The sequence below is a fragment of the Cryobacterium sp. 10S3 genome, assembly GCF_034344045.1.
GTDB classification, from domain to species: Bacteria; Actinomycetota; Actinomycetes; order Actinomycetales; family Microbacteriaceae; genus Cryobacterium; species Cryobacterium glucosi.
Genome location: NZ_CP133773.1, coordinates 426,523 through 444,472, shown reverse-complemented (window position 1 = coordinate 444,472; position 17,950 = coordinate 426,523). Strand labels below are relative to the sequence as shown.

General features: G+C 59.3%; 21 protein-coding genes. 14 read left to right on the top strand and 7 right to left on the bottom strand.

The genetic code is table 11. The features are described from left to right. Positions 1–930: 930 nt before the first annotated feature. From RHM57_RS01970 to RHM57_RS01920, 11 genes are all read left to right on the top strand, one after another. The gene (locus RHM57_RS01970; protein ID WP_322189501.1) at positions 931–1,851 is read left to right on the top strand and encodes an ERF family protein; all 921 of its coding nucleotides are present in this window, start codon (positions 931–933) and stop codon (positions 1,849–1,851) included. Positions 1,852–1,900: 49 nt separating this feature from the next. Continuing rightward, positions 1,901–2,344 carry a hypothetical protein gene (locus RHM57_RS01965; RefSeq protein ID WP_322189500.1) on the top strand — a complete coding sequence of 148 codons (444 nt, stop codon included), beginning with the start codon at positions 1,901–1,903 and terminating at the stop codon, positions 2,342–2,344. 385 nt (positions 2,345–2,729) lie between these two features. Beyond that, entirely contained in the window at positions 2,730–3,173 is a 444-nt protein-coding gene (locus RHM57_RS01960; protein WP_322189499.1) for a hypothetical protein, read from the top strand. A 314-nt stretch (positions 3,174–3,487) separates the two neighbouring features. Further along, on the top strand, positions 3,488–3,658 hold the full coding sequence (locus RHM57_RS01955; protein ID WP_322189498.1) for a hypothetical protein: 171 nt from the start codon (positions 3,488–3,490) through the stop codon (positions 3,656–3,658). Positions 3,659–3,920: 262 nt separating this feature from the next. Then, the gene (locus RHM57_RS01950) at positions 3,921–4,184 is read left to right on the top strand and encodes a hypothetical protein (protein WP_322189497.1); all 264 of its coding nucleotides are present in this window, start codon (positions 3,921–3,923) and stop codon (positions 4,182–4,184) included. After that, entirely contained in the window at positions 4,177–4,983 is an 807-nt protein-coding gene (locus RHM57_RS01945) for an ArdC-like ssDNA-binding domain-containing protein (protein WP_323510498.1), read from the top strand. Before RHM57_RS01950 ends, RHM57_RS01945 begins: the two co-directional genes overlap by 8 nt. Beyond that, on the top strand, positions 4,980–5,228 hold the full coding sequence (locus RHM57_RS01940) for a hypothetical protein (protein WP_322189495.1): 249 nt from the start codon (positions 4,980–4,982) through the stop codon (positions 5,226–5,228). The genes RHM57_RS01945 and RHM57_RS01940 overlap by 4 nt, the downstream gene beginning before the upstream one ends. Beyond that, positions 5,225–5,518 (top strand): hypothetical protein, encoded by a 294-nt coding sequence (locus RHM57_RS01935; protein ID WP_322189494.1) that lies wholly within the window; start codon positions 5,225–5,227, stop codon positions 5,516–5,518. The genes RHM57_RS01940 and RHM57_RS01935 overlap by 4 nt, the downstream gene beginning before the upstream one ends. 329 nt (positions 5,519–5,847) lie before the next feature. Then, a complete protein-coding gene (locus RHM57_RS01930; protein WP_322189493.1) occupies positions 5,848–6,384 on the top strand; it encodes a hypothetical protein in 537 nt (178 codons plus the stop codon). Positions 6,385–6,481: 97 nt separating this feature from the next. Further along, positions 6,482–6,967 carry a DUF3846 domain-containing protein gene (locus tag RHM57_RS01925; protein WP_322189492.1) on the top strand — a complete coding sequence of 162 codons (486 nt, stop codon included), beginning with the start codon at positions 6,482–6,484 and terminating at the stop codon, positions 6,965–6,967. A gap of 61 nt (positions 6,968–7,028) precedes the next feature. Then, the gene (locus tag RHM57_RS01920) at positions 7,029–7,463 is read left to right on the top strand and encodes a hypothetical protein (RefSeq protein WP_322189491.1); all 435 of its coding nucleotides are present in this window, start codon (positions 7,029–7,031) and stop codon (positions 7,461–7,463) included. A 119-nt stretch (positions 7,464–7,582) separates the two neighbouring features. On the opposite strand, the gene RHM57_RS01915 is transcribed toward RHM57_RS01920, so the two are convergent. From RHM57_RS01915 to RHM57_RS01900, 4 genes are all read right to left on the bottom strand, one after another. Next, the gene (locus RHM57_RS01915) at positions 7,583–7,870 is read right to left on the bottom strand and encodes a hypothetical protein (RefSeq protein WP_322189490.1); all 288 of its coding nucleotides are present in this window, start codon (positions 7,868–7,870) and stop codon (positions 7,583–7,585) included. Between the two features lie 91 nt (positions 7,871–7,961). Further along, on the bottom strand, positions 7,962–9,416 hold the full coding sequence (locus tag RHM57_RS01910; RefSeq protein ID WP_322189489.1) for a recombinase family protein: 1,455 nt from the start codon (positions 9,414–9,416) through the stop codon (positions 7,962–7,964). A gap of 42 nt (positions 9,417–9,458) precedes the next feature. After that, the gene (locus tag RHM57_RS01905; protein WP_322189488.1) at positions 9,459–10,307 is read right to left on the bottom strand and encodes a hypothetical protein; all 849 of its coding nucleotides are present in this window, start codon (positions 10,305–10,307) and stop codon (positions 9,459–9,461) included. Between the two features lie 2 nt (positions 10,308–10,309). Beyond that, positions 10,310–10,945, bottom strand: a complete 636-nt coding sequence (locus RHM57_RS01900) for a hypothetical protein (protein WP_322189487.1) — start codon at positions 10,943–10,945, stop codon at positions 10,310–10,312. Positions 10,946–11,090: 145 nt separating this feature from the next. Between RHM57_RS01900 and RHM57_RS01895 the strand changes: the two genes are divergently transcribed. After that, positions 11,091–11,393 (top strand): helix-turn-helix domain-containing protein, encoded by a 303-nt coding sequence (locus RHM57_RS01895; RefSeq protein ID WP_134449761.1) that lies wholly within the window; start codon positions 11,091–11,093, stop codon positions 11,391–11,393. Positions 11,394–11,408: 15 nt separating this feature from the next. On the opposite strand, the gene RHM57_RS01890 is transcribed toward RHM57_RS01895, so the two are convergent. After that, entirely contained in the window at positions 11,409–12,050 is a 642-nt protein-coding gene (locus RHM57_RS01890; protein WP_134449760.1) for a hypothetical protein, read from the bottom strand. A gap of 131 nt (positions 12,051–12,181) precedes the next feature. Here RHM57_RS01890 and RHM57_RS01885 point away from each other — a divergent pair, with 131 nt between their 5' ends. Beyond that, the gene (locus RHM57_RS01885) at positions 12,182–12,619 is read left to right on the top strand and encodes an Rv3235 family protein (protein ID WP_322189486.1); all 438 of its coding nucleotides are present in this window, start codon (positions 12,182–12,184) and stop codon (positions 12,617–12,619) included. On the opposite strand, the gene RHM57_RS01880 is transcribed toward RHM57_RS01885, so the two are convergent. Continuing rightward, the gene (locus RHM57_RS01880; protein ID WP_134449759.1) at positions 12,606–13,298 is read right to left on the bottom strand and encodes a TetR/AcrR family transcriptional regulator; all 693 of its coding nucleotides are present in this window, start codon (positions 13,296–13,298) and stop codon (positions 12,606–12,608) included. The two genes, RHM57_RS01885 and RHM57_RS01880, sit on opposite strands and share 14 nt — an antisense overlap. 104 nt (positions 13,299–13,402) lie before the next feature. Here RHM57_RS01880 and RHM57_RS01875 point away from each other — a divergent pair, with 104 nt between their 5' ends. Further along, on the top strand, positions 13,403–14,929 hold the full coding sequence (locus tag RHM57_RS01875) for an MFS transporter (protein WP_134449758.1): 1,527 nt from the start codon (positions 13,403–13,405) through the stop codon (positions 14,927–14,929). 70 nt (positions 14,930–14,999) lie between these two features. On the opposite strand, the gene secA is transcribed toward RHM57_RS01875, so the two are convergent. Continuing rightward, a complete protein-coding gene (gene secA / locus RHM57_RS01870) occupies positions 15,000–17,822 on the bottom strand; it encodes a preprotein translocase subunit SecA (RefSeq protein WP_134449757.1) in 2,823 nt (940 codons plus the stop codon). Positions 17,823–17,950: the final 128 nt, after the last annotated feature.

Here is a 17,950-nt window from a genome sequence, read left to right as displayed (position 1 = left end):
ACGCGTGTCAATTCGCCGCGCATCCCAGTAAATAAGCGGGTTCAGGGTGCCCCGAGGGGCACATCACGGGCACATCCAAAGTCACACTTCACGAACGACGTTATTCCGACGTTCCAGAGGTCACTGAACGTCTGGACAAAAGCGTCTCATAATCGTCTTGACATTAGAAACAATCGGATCATAATACGACCTAGACAAAAGCGGGACATCAATTGATTGGTCCGACAGTGATTAGTCTGCACACATTAACAACTAAGTCATACGGCCCTATGGGCACGCGAGCACGAGAGCTTGGCTGGTAATAGTGGAGTATTCCCTAAACGAGCAGCCAAGGCCGCAGGCTGGTGATGATCATGCGTTTGAAGCGTAGTTCTGAGGACGGCATGCTGGTCAAGTAAAACGAGGCGTCTCTACACGCCTATCGTCGCTCACGTGCCCTTCGGACTGTATGACTCCATTTCTAAGAGGGGGAAGATATAGGTCACTCACATAATGTCAAAGATTAACTTTCCATGGATGCTTCCAAAGCACAACAAGGGGTACAACCTTGAAATGAAGTCGCTTAGATGGGACCCAGCGTTCCACCAAGCAGTACTTGAACTAGCAACAGAGCAGAGCAATCTAGGGCAGGGCAGTGTCTCCGTAGTAACGGTGATCATGACCCTGGCGCTAAACAGAGGCAACGACGAGTTACGCACAGCCCTAAGACGGCGATACATACAACTAAAAAGGGAATACAAACGAAATGGCAACAACGAAACACCTGTCAAGCAAACGAACACTAGTGAGTAAGGCCGCAGCAGAACGCGTCAATATGCGTCGCAGCATTGCGGAGGCAAAGAGAGCCGCATTCACACCAAAGCGACATGACTTCACCACACCACGTCAACGTGTACGAGAAGCGCTCTCAACTGCGCTGAGGACCAATGTATGGCCAACCCTGATCTAGAACCAAGCGCACCAAAGAAGCATGCGGACTACCTTGTGCCTCCAATCATTGCGAAAGCATTGATAGCCGTTCAGAAGGAACTTTCCGCCCTTACTAAGAGCGCCGAAAACGATGCATACGGTAGCAACTATGTTCCGCTTGATGTTGTAACAGAGACCGCTCACCATCTGCTTGCCGCACGGAAGATCGCGGTGATGCAGCCCATGGTCACTGATGATCAAGGTCACGCAGCACTCGAAACGATTCTGGTTTACGAAGACGGTCGTAGTTTCAGCCGGACCACCAAGCTCGCAATGAGCAAGATCGATCCACAATCCCACGGATCAGCAGTTACATATACACGCCGCTATGCACTGATGGCCATGATCGGACTCACCGCAAAGGATGAGGACGACGATGGCAACAAGGCGGCTAACACACTGGCACCCGTACGTCAGGAACAACTAGACAGCATCAGAATGCTTCTCAGTCTCATCCCCTGGCCGAAAGAACAGATTGACAAAGCCGTTAGATCCATTAGAACAGCTGATGCGGCCGATCTAGCAGTTGCCAAGTATGAGCGCATTACATCAGAGATCAAGCGAGACCAGGAAGCTATAACGAACGCGGACGCTACCAAGATCCCTGTGAAGAGCAACGCTGAAGCTGTCATCGATGAGAGCACGCCGGCTGGGACGCTAGGTCAACGGATCAAAGCTCTCAACCTGAGGAATCAGTCGTTTGAGAACAAGGTCGTTCGTATCGCTACGAAAAAGCCAAAACTCAGTTTCCTGAAGACAGATGATGACTTCAAAGCCCTCGATCTGTTCCTGACGGGACTAGAGAGCGGCGTGTACCACCTAGAGCCTGAGTTCTATGCACCGAGTGACGAACCGATCACGGTTGAAGTCGCTATCGCCTAGGACCACATAACTAAATAACGGGCAATGAAGCCCAGGAGAAACAACCCGAATGTCAGCAAGTAAACGAATCGATCAAAGATTCTTCCTCACTATCAGCCGTGAGATCAAGGCGCGAGTCGCAGACAAACGCTATGACACAAAGAAGCTCGCATCGTACTTTGATGTCAGCGAAACCACGATCAACACCGTCAAACGCGTGAAGACCTGGCCAGCCTTCAAGACATACAAGCAAGCCCGCCAGGCGAAGCGTGGTGATGCTCCGAAGGACACATCAGCTGAGAAGCAATTGGCCAAAGGGCTAGCGAACCAGGTAAAGAGTCCGTCTGAGTACGTCACAGTCAAACAGTTTGAGAAAGCAATGGAAGACCTAGGCGGCCGTATCGGTGTAGCAAAAGGTATCGCAGTCAGCGCTGATAAGAACGCCTCGATCCAAGGTGGCATCCTGAACACAATCATTCGCCGTAAACCAGGCTGGTTCCGAGAACGCAGCTAGTACCTACCGATCGCTTGCCACAGAGCAGTGACGACACACGAACACAAGGACATCAAGGCTGAGATCACTATTCAGCGCTCGGATGAAGCCAGGCTCTAAGCGCGGTTTCAAACAAGACGAGCAGTAGTACTGATCCAGTCCTTGCATCTCCATATAGGTCACCACGCGGCTTCTGAGTGGATCAGCACGCCTGACAGCGAACCGCGTTGGGCGACGACCTAGACGACTTGCGATGAGACGCTGCACCTGGCGCTCACTAATCGGAAGGCTCAGCTCTTCTTTTATGAAAGCAGCTGACATCCCCTTCTCTTCGGAGAGGTAAAGGATTTGGTCTAGGTCTTCATGGCTAGTCATCAATACAACTATTTAAACACAAGGAGGTCATATGACCGATATCAAAGAAGCAAAAATAAAGGTGGATGGTTACGGCGACATGATCGCAGCAGTAACAGACACAGAAATGATTTTCCAGCGGGAGATCGGTAGCTACCAAGGCGAATATATCGTTGTCACTCGTGATGAGAGTGCCAGATACTTCTTCTACATTGGGTCATACGGCTCGTGTAGTGGCTGCGACTTCCTTGAAGGTGAGCGAGACTATGACGGCTTCATTGAGTACAAGACAGCGCTCGACTACGTAGCCGAGTCAAAGCCGCAATACGTCATGCCTGCAATGTTATTGAAAAGCCTAGACACTGACCTGCTTCACTCCACAATAAAGGGAATGTTCGACTCATACGATGCTGATGACTTCAATATCAAAGACGCAGCGGAGTTAGTTAAGGCAGTCATGGAACGTGAGGCGATAACTACCACTTTGTCGGAATAGTGTCGAGTGCTGAAATGTAGGTTGTGGGACGTTCTGACCACAAGGAGTCAAACGTCGCATAGCTACACCATGGAATCACGAAAAAGTCCATTAGATAAGCACTGTGGACAAAGCACGCGAATACTTGCGAAATAACGTTACAAGACCACGAGACTCCGGCAACTGTCAAACGACACGATTCCCGGAGTTATCCACAGCCAGGTCCCGGCTTGGCTCGAACGTCGCGGAAATATAACTAACTCCTATTAGGACTATACCGCGACGGTCGATTCAGGCCAGGACCAAACAATACAACCAAACACAGGAGAACCAAGATGCCAAACACACAAGAAGAAATTACTCGATTAGCTGCATACCTCATGAAGAACTTCCCGACGGCAATCAAGGGCGGCCTCACAGCTGTCGATGTCGCGATCCTTCTACTGAACGATCTGAAGAAGACATTAGAAGACATTGAACGATGGAAAATCAGCCTGAGTATCTGAACAGTAGGCAGCTTCGATCAATGAAGCAAGACGTAGCCATTGAGCTCACTACGCGAGAGCTGCGCAAGTCAACGGACTATGCGGACCTAGAGAAGTTCAGTGACAGCGCACTCGGGACTGTTGAGCAGCACCTAGACGTAATCGGTCAATTCGCTGAAGACTTCCCTGCCCTGCTAAGTATCGTTGCTCTAATCAGGAACCGAAGGTACTTTGAATGCAGCCAACGAGAAATAGAGAATCAAACTAAACAGGAACCACATGAATGACATTAATCGAAGTACCAGAAGTAAGCCCAGTATTTTTCCGTGATGACAAAATACGGGTCATCAGTAATGGACCACTTGGTCGCCGTGCAATCGTTTCTATTGGTGATCACGCTATTCCTAACCTCGGTCTTCGAATCGACATACAGCCGAACGAGCTGATTGAAATCACAATGACGGTGCGAGCCGATCAGGTTGATATCGAAGCGCTGCAAGAACAGACCCGCATTGAGGTGATATCGCCGGAGCCGCTAGGTGAGTGAGCTTCTAACCAACAGCCGGCCGAAACTTGAGACACCAAGTAATAGAGAGCTTCTTGAGGGTCTGCTCACGATTGAGGGATCAACAGGTGAGACGTACCGAAGATTTTGGAACTACTCACCTCGCAACATGGGCTTCCTAGCGCTGCAAGGTTGTCCACCTGAACCTGTGGCAACTTACCAGCGCTGGTCTCAACTAAATCGACAAGTTCAAAAGGGTAGCAAAGCGTTCTCAATCCTGCGGCCAATTACGGTCAAGGTCGAGTCAAAGAACGATGACGACGAGCAGAAGATGATCCGGCGCTTCAAGGTAGTCCGTGCACTCTTCCCGCTGAGCCAGACAGAAGGCGAAGAGTTGCCACCGTATGAGCCTGAGCATTGGAGCGTAGACCGCGCCCTGGGCGCTCTAGCCATCGAGCGAGTGCCGTTTGAGTCGTACAACGGCAACATCGGCGGAATGGCAGTTGGTAGGACGATTGCGATCAATCCCCTGGCACCTAATCCCCTGCGCACCACACTGCATGAGATTTCGCATATCGAGCACGGCCACACGTCACCAGATCAGCTGGCTCAGTACCAGGGCCACCGTGGTCAGTACGAGTTTGAAGCTGAAGCCAGCGCCTATGTCTGCCTAAACGAGCTGGGTGAGCTGGACGACGAGACAGCCAGCATCAGTCGCGGATATGTGAAGTCCTGGGTACGAGATCAAGAGCCAAGCGAGGGCAGCCTGAGAAGCGTCCTGAACGTGAGCACCAAAGTACTAAATGCAGGGCGTGAACAGCCTAAGGAGGAACAGGAATGAGTACCCAGACAGAGTTCGATAAAGAGCTAGATCAGATCCTAGGAAAATTTGAAATTGGCTTCGTCCTTAAAGGCAAGGATGTAAATGAACACATCATTGGGTTCAAAACTGCTATCAAGCAAGCAGTTGATAAGTATGTGATTGGGGAAGATTATAGAGTACGTCCCTTTGACCATTTAGAACCAGAAGCAAAAAATAGAAATAAGAAGTTACAACGTCTAGCTCTCTGGGGGGAAAAGAAGTGACACCTCAAGCTGACCCAGTACAAGACATCATCAACTGGTTTATCCACTATTCTCACAAATTAGCATTGCAGCTATTAGGTGAAAATGAGAAACTGGGCGAAGGAGATCCTATGGTGATACCTAACCAATACGGGTCGCTAACGATTTACTTCGAGCGACTTGAGTCCGAGCCAGACCCGCGCAGAGTGGCACAGCTGAATCGTCGTTCTAGAGAACGCAAGCTGCAAAAACAGATAGCCGGTACCGTTCAATTTTGTGCAACCTTGTTCGCCTCTAGCAACTACAAGTAGCACGTACCCGGTGAGCGTCAAACATCGTGGCAGACGTATGAAGTGCGCAACGTAATAAGCACTGCCGAGTCGTACCTTTACAAGATGATTTATTGAACAAGCATCGTGAGAATGCGGGTAGCACGAACCCTAGGTGAATTAGAAAGCCGATGAGTGTGTAACCGGAGACGAACACAAGGGCAGCTCCCACTGTCCTATATAGCTCCGAAATGCTGGGATGAATCCCAAAGTCACGATGCTTGTTCATTAAGTCAGTCAGGTCAGATCGCCGTCAACTGCGAGAGGCGGTGATCTGACCGCAAATCTAAAACTAAACAGGGGAACTATGAATGAGCGAATCAAGCAAGAGAGGTGTTGACCTAGAAAACGACATAGCCACGTTACTTCGCAAGAAGCTAGGCGCACGCGTAGCCAGGGACAAGCGCAGTGGGGCAGGTAGTCACCAGAAAATGGACCTGACCGATTTCTTCAGGGACACTCCCCTAGACATCGAAGCAAAGAACCACAAGACGATCAAGCTCCGTGAGTTCTGGAAGCAGACTGTACAGGGCGCGAGCCTAGGTCGCATCCCAACACTCGTCGTTCGTTTGGAAGATGACAACGGCGGCGTACTCGATGACCTGGCCGTACTTAGGTTCTCTGACCTCGTGGACTTCATTGTTGAAATTCAAGACGGTACGAAGACCATCACTGATCTACGGCGACCAATCGAGGTAGCCGGCCTAGATGAAGTAGTTGCTTCTACCGTGCAGAAGGGCGCCAAAGCCTGCCGCAATGGTCACTTGCTCAGCCCTGGCCGAACTCAGTGTTTCGCTAAGGGATGCCCGTACAGCGCCGGGTACAAGGCGAAGAAGATCAAGAAGTAGCAGTTCTAATTCCCTCGAATTCGAGGGAATTAATCGCGGGCTTGCTTGTGAAGCTAATCGGCTTTGCAAATCAACCCACGATAAGGATGTGGAGCACATGGTTACTGGCATCGTGATCCCAGCTGATGAAGATCAGCCGATCTTTCAAAGAGAGTTCAGAGGCCTCAGTGAGTACCAGGAGGTAGTCGGCGGATACATTGAAGCTGTTGACCTTGGATCGCTAGGCGCATCGTTCTTCGCCCACGACGAGAGCAAGCTGGTTGGTGCACCAATGAACCGACGCGCAACACTCGCCTGGTGGCTTGCCTGCCCCTATATGAGGCACCGAGACACCATCGGCGGTGACGTTGTGCTCATCGGGCTACCTGATGCCGAAGGAGACACCAAGAGTGTCCCTGACGAGCTGATCGCCCTGCTGTTCAATACGAAGTCCTACAAGGCTGAGTACCAGACGGCAGATAACGACGACGCGTTCAACAGCAACTCCATGGTCTACGACGACTACTGGGAAGCAGCCAACGCAGCACTCGTGAAGTTCGATCGCTGGGCAGCTGTCATTCGTGCCCGTGTAGTTCCTGCCTGAAAGTGGAAGACCCGTTACCGAAATGGTGGCGGGTTTTTCCCTTTTACCGAGAGAATGAGCTATGAGCGAAAACAAGGCTGAACTGTACGAGATTTCCGCCACTTTGGTACGACAGGCTGAACTCTTTGAGAAGATCGCTGACACGCCAAATAGGACTGGCGAGCTGACCAACGAGGAAGTATCGGCCATCAGATATCACCTTGCAGCATCAGAAGTCAGTCCAACCGGCGTCACAATCAGTAGCCTTCTTCTCGAAGTAAGGTCGTTGAACGAACTTGTTGCGAGTCTTGCTGACGCAGTAGCAAAATCAACTGTCAATCCGCAGACAGTGGAAAGCGCAACTGCCGTCAAGGTTGTTGCGACTAAACATGAGAAAGACGCCTGGTTCATCTACAACGTTCACAATGGATTTGCCCTAGGGGATAAAGAGTCACGCGAAATTGCTTTGAAGCTGAAGCCGAATTTTATTGCAGATTTGAAACGAGAGAAGGGCTAAATAGGAAAAGCCCCTACCTAGCGAGAAAACTTCTCAAGCTAAGTAGGGGCAGTAGATGTGGTCACCTCATCCTTCTTTTCCGGCTCATTTGAACTGAGATGTTGAAGAGGGTTGAGGGGTTATGCCTTGGGGCTGACCCCAATTCTGCGGCCACGAGTCCCTTGTGCTCCGACGATGATCTCGTCCGGAACGACCTTGCGAAACTCGGCGAGCGTGGTCACGATCTGACGCGAGTCACCGTTGTTCTTGACTTCGAGGATGACGAGATCGGCGGCTTCTTTCAAAGCTGCGATCTCACCGGGGAGAACGTCGAGCTGCTTGGCTTCGTCGACGGCCTTGTGGTTCCGAACGACCAGCTGCACGAAGTCGTCTTCAGATGCTTCGACACCAGTGATATCGCTCACCATCTTTGAAACTCTTGCCATTGGTATCACTTCCAATCAATCTACGAGCAATAGCGGGGTGCTATTGCCTGTGGCTGATTATGGGCATGGTCATTTATTTGTCAATATCGGTTTTCCAGTCAATCTGTACGCGCTCAATATCAAAGCGAGTGCGCTTGCCATCGACATCATAAAAAGGCTTGTGGGAACTCTTGCCGATAGTGATCTCATTGATGAGCAGATCAACGAATGCACGACGCCAACCATCAGGCCGATCCATCCAAGCTTCCCGCGCCGTTTCTCCTGGGTTCAGAGAGATGTTGAACTTGGCGCGTTGCAACTTATCCAGCTCGGTATCAATAAGTGCCTTGCGGGCGCTTAGGCGGTCTTGAGTATGCTTTAGTTCGTCCTTGTTCAGCGTGCCGTCTGTGTAGTCGTCCAATAAGCCATCGCGGCGCGTCTTGATATCGAGGACTTCCTGACGTAGGACCGCAATACGTTCCCTATCTACTGACGAGGTACCGACTACATCAGAAAGCTCAGGTATCTCAATACGGGCCAGGACCGACTCACGGACGTAGTGCTCTAGCGAGGCAGCATCAACACAGATACCAGCGCAGGTCTTCATCCGGCGTTCAGTCTCACTACTTGTAGGGCATTGATACGTTCGCCGTAGTGGACGATCAGGTGCGTCTCGTTTGGTCATTCCCCTGAGGTAGCCGCCACAGGTACACATCAGGATTCCAGTGAGCATGTATTTCTTACTTACTGGTCGCCCTGAATACTTGTCCTTACGCATCATGACTTCGAGTTGAATCTCAGCCCATTCCTCTTTAGTGAAGATAGCTGGCCAAGTACCGTCGTACATCTTGCCATCGTGAATACGGATAGCAGCGAAGCGCTCAGCCTTTATGAACTGTCGGATAGTACCCACGTACCAAGGCGAACCAGCACGCGTCATGATCCCCGTCTCATTCAAGCGCCACGCGATCTCTCGGTAGCTGAATCCCTGAACGAACCACTCCCCCATCTCTTTAACAACCGGCGCTTCGATCGGGTCAAGAGTCTTCTCAAGCGTGTAGCCATAGGGACGCCTGGACCAGTGCGGCTCACCTGCTTCGGCCTGTTCGATAATCTTGCGCTTCACACGTCGCGAGGTATCGGCACTGGACTTGTTAGCTAGAGCGACCATGATGCGCGCCATAGTGCGACCCTGTGACGTCGAGAGGTCGATATCGCCCTGGACCGTAGCGAATACCAGCGACGGCTTGTCCTCATAGATGCGAATGACTCTTTCGAGGTCTGAGGGCTGACGCCAGAGTCGGTCGATGTCGTACGCAACAAAGCCATCTAGGAAGCCAGACTCAAGGTCGGTCAGAAGCTTCTCAAAGGCGGGACGGACTACCGCACGCTTGTAGGCGCTGAGGTTGTTGTCTGTGTAGCTCTCGACGATCTGCCAGTGTCGGCGGGATGCCTGCTCAGCGTTGTCCTGCTGCTGCCTGGCGACCCCTAGGGCCTCTCCCTGGACGTCCAGGCTGATTCTGTTGTAGGCACCGATTCTGGGGTTCATCTGGGGTATGTCTCGCTTTCAGCGCTGACTATGAGGCATCCCCTACCCCGTGTCAATACCGACGTATGGAGACATGTACAGGTCGCTCGAGATCTCCTCGTCGCTTTCGAGGCTGAAGCCGGTGTCGAGGACGACGTAGTCGGCCCACTTCCGCAGCACCTCGATGGTCTTCGAGACGCGCTCGCCCGACAGCTCCGGCCAGCGCGAGGGGCGCCCGATGCCCGTGAGCACCCAGAACGCGCCGCGCGGCGAGGTGTAGCGCTGCGCGATGCGTTCGAGTTCCGGCCGGGTGAGGCTGTCGGTCCCTGCGAGGCGGCAGGCCGCGGCGAAACCGGGCGATTCGTCGAGCATCCCGAGGGCCGGCGCGATCCCGCCTCCGTAGCTGTCGACGTCGACGAGCGCCACGGTGTGGCCCGCCGCCGCGACCTCGGCGGCGATGTTGATCGCGAGCGTCGTGCGGCCCGGCGCGCCGGAGGGCCCCCAGACCGCGATCACGGTGCCACGAGCGGACACTGTGCGCGTGGCCTCCCGCTCGGCGACCCGCAACGGGATCACCACGCCGGCCTCGATCACCGCCTCGATGCCCGCCCATTCCGCTGTCGCGTCGATCACGTCGAGGAGGCCGAGTCCCGCCGCGTTCCTGCGGTCCTGGTCGGTCGCGGCGAGGGCGATCACGCGCACACCGTGCTCGTCGCACGCCCGGATCACGGCGGCACTCAGCGTCGCCCGTCCCGCGCTCACGAGCGCGACGTCGGCCTCTGTGCGGTCCAGGACCGCGAGCAGTTCCGCTCCCCCCGACAGCCGGGCGAGGACGGAGTGCCCGTACTGCACGATATCCGCGAGGAGGCGGTCTTCCGTCGAACGGTCGAGCGCGAGCAGCAGCCGGGCCATGGTCAACCTCCGAGGGGCTGGTTGGCCGGAACGACCGCGATCGCCGCTCCGTTGGCGATCGCAGTGAGTACGGCGGCGACGGCCTCCCTGGGCACCCGGAGCTCGACCGAGCGGCGGCCGGCTCCCACCGAAAGCCCGCCCGGTTCAAGCACGCGCACCACCCCGGCCTGCCCGACGAGCACGGCAGGCGGCCCGAACGCACCCCGCTCGGTCTGCGGCGACGACCACACGTCGACAACAGCGCCAGGCGCGACCGCCTGCGCGAGGGCGTCCGTCGGTTCGACGACGACCGTCGTCACGCCCGCCTCAGCGGATGCGCCGACCGCGGACACCGGGATCAGCTCGCCTGCTGCGACGGTCCTGGCCAGGACCAGGCCGTCCGCGGGCATCCGCTCGGGGGTCACGTAGAGCGGGAGCGCGCCGTCCAGGCGGACCTGGCTGAGCTCGAGGTCGGCGGCCGTCACCCGGTCGCCGACGATGAGGGCGCCACGGGCGGCGTAGACGGCGGTCGTGCGGTCGCTGCCTGCGACGACCGCAGAGACGCCGCCGACCGCACCGAGCACGAACACCAGGCCGATGAGCAGGCGCGGGTCGAACCAGGCTCCCGGGCGTCGTGCCCGATTCGGCCTCGAGACCATGGTCGCCCCTCTCCTCGGCGAGGGCAGCTGCCGCCCGCCTGATCAGTGGTCTCTATCGTCGCCGTTCCCGGCCCACGGCGGGAAAGTTATCCACAGGCTGTCGTTTTCCCGGCGGGACACCGCGGGAACCCCCGATAATCGAAGCATGAACGCTCCCGACGCCTATCGTGGGCTGGGCCGCTTCCTCACCCTCGCGGACACCGCCGACATACTCGCCCTGACCGCGGCAGAGGTGAGCGAGCTTGTGCACACGGGCGAGCTTCCTGCCATCCGGATCGGCCCGTCCGCGCCCGAGCGGATGCAGCACTGGCGCGTGGAGCGGGTCGTGCTCGAGTCGTACATCGAGGCCAAGTACGAAGAGGCCAGGCGGCTGTCGCTGTGGGAGCAGTCCGACTACGCGAACATCCCCGAGCTCTCCGGCGGCACGATCATCCGGCCGCCCGACTGAACCCGGCCGGCGCGGTCAGGGCAGGCACAGCAGCTGGATCCCGGCGAGGGGAATGATCCGGTATTGCCTCACCTCGGAGCTGCGGCGCGGCACCCCGCGGTCGTGCATCGCGAGGTCGATGTGGTCGCGACCGACCCGGTCGATCGTTCCACTGAGGAGACCACCCGGCGTGTGCACCTCGACGAACCTGCGCCGCCTGGCCAGGTCGCGGAGCACGAAGGCGAACCCGATGCGGTCGACGACCCCCGACCCGGGTTCCGCGGGCGCGGCGAGGGAGGCACGCACCTCCGCAGACTGCAGGATCACCCCGGCGATCGCCGCGATCGGAACGACGCACTGCGGAGCGCCCCGGGCGGGGACACCGGGCGGGGCCGTCCCTGCCGACGCCGTTGGCGTGTCGAGGATCTCGGCGGCGAGCCAGTCCCGCCCGAACGTCGTCGGGCGGATGGCCAGCGTGACCCCGGAGGTGAGCACCAGCCGCACGACACCGCCGCCCGCGCGCGGGCCCGAACCGGCGCCCAGGCCCATCAGCCGGTGCCGCAGCGATAACCGGCCGAGCCGGAGCCGTTCCTCTTCCGCGCGCAGCTCGAGGTCCTCGGCGTTCAGCTCGTGTTCGAGCTGTCCCTCGAGGTCGTCGAACAGGTTGTCCCAGCGCACACACACGACGCTAACTCGCCGCGAACCGGCCAGCCGGGTTATCCACAGGACATATAAGCGCTCGACACCGCGGGCATCCGCTGGTTGAGTAGCGAACCTGCACCTCAGCACCCGGAACCCCCGGAGGAGTCATGAGCGATTCAGTCGGCAAGAGTGAGCAGGCGAGCGCCCGAGCGGAGCGGTTCGCCGAGGAAGATTACTTCGGGCAGCAGCCGAGTTCCCGCGGGCAACTGCCGGATCCGGAGCCGCTGCTCATCAACCTCACCCGGTGCGTGATCGAGGTGCTCTCCGGGGCCCGCGAACTCGACCAGCTCGCGCGCTGGGTGAGCGACGACGTCTACCGGCACCTGCTGAAACGGGTCGTCCTCTCCAACCGGGCGCGGGCGGTCAAAGGGCTCCGGGCGCAACGGCCCACGATCTCCATCGGCAGGGTCACCATCACGGAACCGAGGGACGGGGTGGTCGAAGCCGTCGTCATCGTGCACAGCAAGGTGCGGGTGCGCGCGGTGGCGTTGCGCCTCGAGGGCCTCGACAACCGCTGGCGGGCCAGCGCGGTCAACGTGCTGTGACGGCAGTATCCCCTGCAGCTCGCGACTCCGGGTCCGCGCCGGCCGCCGGACCGGCACCCAGGCCCACCGCGGGAAGGATCACCCCGTCGATCAAGGAGATCAGGAATTCCCTGTCGATGGTCTTGCGCTCGAACAGGATCCGCATGGAGGCCATGGCCGTGGTCACTGTCGACAGGTTGTCGATGTCGCAGCGCGACGAGATCTCGCCGCGCTCGACGGCCCGGCGCAACAGGAAGCGATGCGCGGTCACCCGGGGTTCGACGACGGAGACGCGGGCGGTTTCGGCGAGCTCGGGCGAGTGGGCGAGGAGGGACATCAGGCCGGCGATGACCCGGAGCTTCTTCTCGCCGTCCTCGATCGAGTGCGGCTTGATCATGGCGATCAGGTCCCCGCGCAGCGTGCCCGTGTCCGGGAGTTGGGACAGGTTCAGGTCACCGTTCTTCATGCACGCGACCGCGTCGATGACAAGTTCGCCCTTCGAGGGCCATCGCCGGTAGAGGGTGGCCTTGCCCGCTTTGGCCCGGGCCGCGACCATGTCGATGGTCATGCCCTCATACCCGCATTCGGCGAGCACGTCGACGGCAGCGGCGAGGATGTCGGGGTCGCGGGTGTGGTCCCGTCTGCGTCCGAGCTTGACGGGCTCCGTCTCCTCGGCGGGATCGAGCTGCGTCGTCGCCACACTCACCACTTTCTGATCGAAGTCTTCTGATCGAATGTTACCCGGAGGTAAATTCAGGAACTGTTAAGATCCGGAACTCCACAGTATCGTATATAGTCGCCTTCATGCCAAAGACTTCCGCCACTTCGTCCACTCTAACGAGCACGCCCGTGCCGCATTCCCGGCGCTGGTGGACCCTCAGCACCGTCGCCCTCGCCCAGCTCATGGTCGTACTCGACTCGACCGTGGTCAACATCGCCCTGCCCTCCGCGCAGACCGACCTCGGCTTCTCCAACGGAGACCGCCAGTGGATCATCACCGCGTATTCCCTCGCGTTCGCGAGCCTCCTCCTGCTCGGCGGACGCCTGTCCGACCTGATCGGCCGGAAGCGCACCTTCATCATCGGACTGATCGGCTTCGCAGCCGCCTCGGCACTCGGCGGTGCGGCAGGCACCTTCGGGCTGCTCGTCGGCGCCCGGGCCCTGCAGGGCGCGTTCGGCGCCCTCCTCGCCCCGACCGCCCTCGCCGTTCTCACGACGACGTTCACCATTCCGAAGGAACGCGCCCGTGCCTTCGGGATCTTCGGAGCGATCGCCGGTGCCGGCGGCGCCGTCGGACTGCTCCTCGGCGGCTTCCTCACCCAGAACCTCGACTGGCGCTGGAACCTCTACATCAACATCCCCATCGCCGTGATCGGGGTGATCGGTGCGATCGTCTTCGTCGACCACCTCGAGCGCACCGGCCCGCGCCCGAAGCTCGACATTCCCGGCACGATCCTGGTCTCCGGAGCCCTCTTCGGCCTCGTCTACGGCTTCTCCAACGCCGAGACCGACGGCTGGGACTCACCGCTGACCTGGGGCATGCTCGCGGGGGCCGTCGTGCTGCTCGTCGCGTTCGTGCTGTGGCAGCGCCGTGCCGCGCATCCGCTTCTGCCGCTCGTGATCGTGCTCGACCGCAACCGCGGTGCCGCGTACCTCTCGGTGCTGATCGCCGGCGCAGGCATGTTCGGCATCTTCCTGTTCGTCACGTACTACCTGCAGGTCTCACTGGGCTACACCCCGGTCCAGACCGGACTGTCGTTCCTGCCGATGATCGCCATGCTCGTCGTCGCGGCCCAGTTGTCGACGAACATCTTCGTGCCCCGGTTCGGCCCGAAGATCATGGTGCCGTTCGGCATGACGCTCGGAGCCCTCGGGATGATCTACCTGACCCATCTCGACCTGGGCAGCACCTATGCCGCCGACATACTGCCGCCCCTGATGATCCTCGGCTTCGCGATGGGCTCGATCATGCCCGCCTCGATGCAGACGGCGACGCTCGGCGTCGACCGGCAGTTCGCCGGGGTCGCCTCCGCGATGGTGAACACGAGCCAGCAGGTCGGCGGGTCGATCGGCACCGCTCTTCTCAACACGCTCGCCGCGACCGCCGCGACGAACTTCCTGGCCGCGAACACCCCGCTCACCGCTGCGGTGGCCGCGGATGCCGCAATCCACAGCTACGCGGTCGCATACTGGTGGGGCGCCGGCTTCTTCGCCGTCGGCGCGGTCCTCGCGGCGCTGCTCTTCCGGCGGATGGGCCATGGCGTGTCGCTCTCGAACCCGCACGGCACCCCCGCGGCAGCGCCCACCGAAGTGCCGCTTCCGGTGCACTAGGCACGGGTCGCACACGACGGAAGGCCGGGTCCCTCGGGACCCGGCCTTCCGTCGTGTGCGACGGGCGGTGCTACTTCTTGCCCTGGGCCCGACGCTCGGCGCGGTTCACCGGAACGGCCGGCGTCCCGGAGTCGCGCTGGCCGAAGGCGCCGCGACGGGGAGGACCAGCGGGAGCCGCTGACTCCTCCGCAGGGGCATCTCCTGCGTTCGCGTCCGTCTCGGCCCGGCGGGCACGGTCGGTCGCGGCCTGCTGGATCTGGCCGCGCTGGTTGCGCACCTCGACTCCGCCGGAATCGCTCGGTGCGGTGTAGCTGAGCTTGTCGGCACCGGAATCCTCACCGGGGGTGAGGCCCTTGGCGACGACGACGGGCGCGGCGACGGGATCTGGCGCCTGGTTGACCTCGACCTCGAGGTTGAACAGGAAGCCGACGGTCTCCTCGCGGATCTGGCCCATCATCTGCTGGAACATGGCGAAACCCTCACGCTGGTACTCGACGAGCGGGTCACGCTGGGCCATCGCACGGAGGCCGATGCCGTCCTTGAGGTAGTCCATCTCGTAGAGGTGCTCGCGCCAGCGGCGGTCGATCACGGAGAGCACGACGCGGCGCTCGAGTTCGCGCATGGCCGGGGAGCCGAGGCTCGCCTCGCGCTTCTGGTAGGCGACCCGAGCGTCGGAGAGGATCTCCCTGCGCATGAAGTCGCGGTTGATCCTGCCCCGGTTGCCTGCCTCGGAGATGACCTCGTCGATGGTGATGCCGACGGGATAGAGGGTTCTGAGCTCGGTCCACAGCGCGTCGAAGTCCCAGTCGTCGCCGTTGCCCTCACCGGTGTGCACGCTGAGAACCTCGTCGATCACGTCTTCCAGGAAGCGCTGGGTGCGCTCGTGGAGGTCGTCACCCTCGAGGATGTGACGGCGGTCGCCGTAGATCGCTTCGCGCTGGCGGTTGAGCACGTCGTCGTACTTGAGCACGTTCTTGCGAATCTCGGCGTTGCGGCCCTCGACCTGCGACTGGGCAGAGCGGATGGCGCGGCTCACGACCTTGGATTCGATCGCCATGTCATCGGGCACACCCTGGCGGCTCATCAGGCTCTCGGCGGCTCCCGCGTTGAAGAGGCGCATCAGGTCGTCGGTCAGGGACAGGTAGAAGCGGCTCTCTCCCGGGTCGCCCTGGCGTCCGCTGCGTCCGCGGAGCTGGTTGTCGATGCGGCGCGATTCGTGGCGCTCTGTGCCGAGAACGTAGAGACCGCCGGCCTCGACTACCTTCTCGGCCTCCTCGGAAACCTTCGCCTTGACCGCGGCGAAGACGTCGTCCCACTCGGTCTCGTATTCTTCGGGCGTCTCGATGGGGCTGAGGCCCTTCGCGTTCATCTCGGCGACGGCGAGGAACTCGGCGTTGCCACCGAGCATGACGTCGGTTCCACGACCGGCCATGTTCGTGGCGACCGTGACGGAGCCGAGGCGACCGGCCTGGGCGACGATCGCGGCTTCCCGCGCGTGGTTCTTCGCGTTGAGAACCTCGTGGCGGACCCCGCGCTTGGCGAGCAGGCGGGAGAGGTATTCGCTCTTCTCGACGCTCGTCGTTCCGACGAGGACGGGCTGGCCCTTCTCGTGCCTGCCGACGATGTCCTCGACGACCTGGCCGAACTTGGCCTCCTCGTTCTTGTAGACGAGGTCGGACTGGTCGATGCGCTTCATCGGCTTGTTGGTGGGGATCGAGACCACGCCGAGCTTGTATGTGCTCATGAACTCGGCTGCCTCGGTCTCGGCGGTTCCGGTCATGCCGGACAGCTTCGTGTAGAGCCGGAAGTAGTTCTGCAGGGTGACTGTCGCGAGGGTCTGGTTCTCGGCCTTGACCGCGACACCCTCCTTGGCCTCGATGGCCTGGTGAATGCCCTCGTTGTACCGTCGGCCCATCAGGATGCGACCGGTGTGCTCGTCGACGATGAGAACCTCGCCGTTCATCACGACGTAGTCCTTGTCCTTCTTGAACAGGGCGTTCGCCTTGATCGCGTTGTTCAGGAACGAGATCAGCGGGGTGTTCGCCGATTCGTAGAGGTTGTCGATGCCGAGGTAGTCCTCGACCTTTTCGATGCCGGGTTCGAGCACGCCGACGGTGCGCTTCTTCTCGTCGACCTCGAAGTCGACCTCGGGAACGAGCCGCTTGGTCAGGCTCGCGAACTCGGTGAACCAGCGGTTCGCCTCGCCAGATGCCGGGCCGGAGATGATCAGCGGGGTGCGGGCCTCGTCGATCAGGATCGAGTCGACCTCGTCGACGATCGCGTAGTAGTGGCCGCGCTGGACCATGTCGGCTGCCTGCCACGCCATGTTGTCGCGCAGGTAGTCGAAGCCGAACTCATTGTTCGTGCCGTAGGTGATGTCCGCGAGGTACTGGTCATGGCGCTGCGCGGGGGTCTGGCCGGAGAGGATGCACCCGGTGGTCATGCCGAGGGCACGGAACACGCGGCCCATCAGCTCGCTCTGGTAGCTCGCGAGGTAGTCGTTCACGGTGATGATGTGCACACCGCGGCTTGTGATGGCGTTGAGGTACGCCGCGGTCGTCGCGACGAGCGTCTTGCCCTCACCGGTCTTCATCTCGGCGATGTTGCCGAGGTGCAGGGCCGCCCCGCCCATGAGCTGCACGTCGAAGTGCCGCAAGCCCAGGGTGCGGGTCGAGGCCTCGCGTACGGCGGCGAACGCCTCTGGCAGCAAGTCGTCGAGCGACTCGCCGTTCGAGTAGCGTTCCCGCAGCACGACGGTTTCGTTCTTCAGCTCCTCGTCGGTGAGCTGGCTGAAGTCTTCTTCCAGCGCATTGATGGCTTTCGCATACTGCTCGAGACGACGCAGGACGCGTCCTTCACCAACACGAAGAACCTTTTCAAGGATTGAGGCCACGAATGCACTCCACTAGTCACGGCGCCGTTACGCCTGTCGTCTCGGTGAGATGAACCAGGGTCTGGCTGCTCACGCGACGGATTGAACCACGCCGGCACTGTTGTGCGCCGGTGTGCGGCAACTATAAC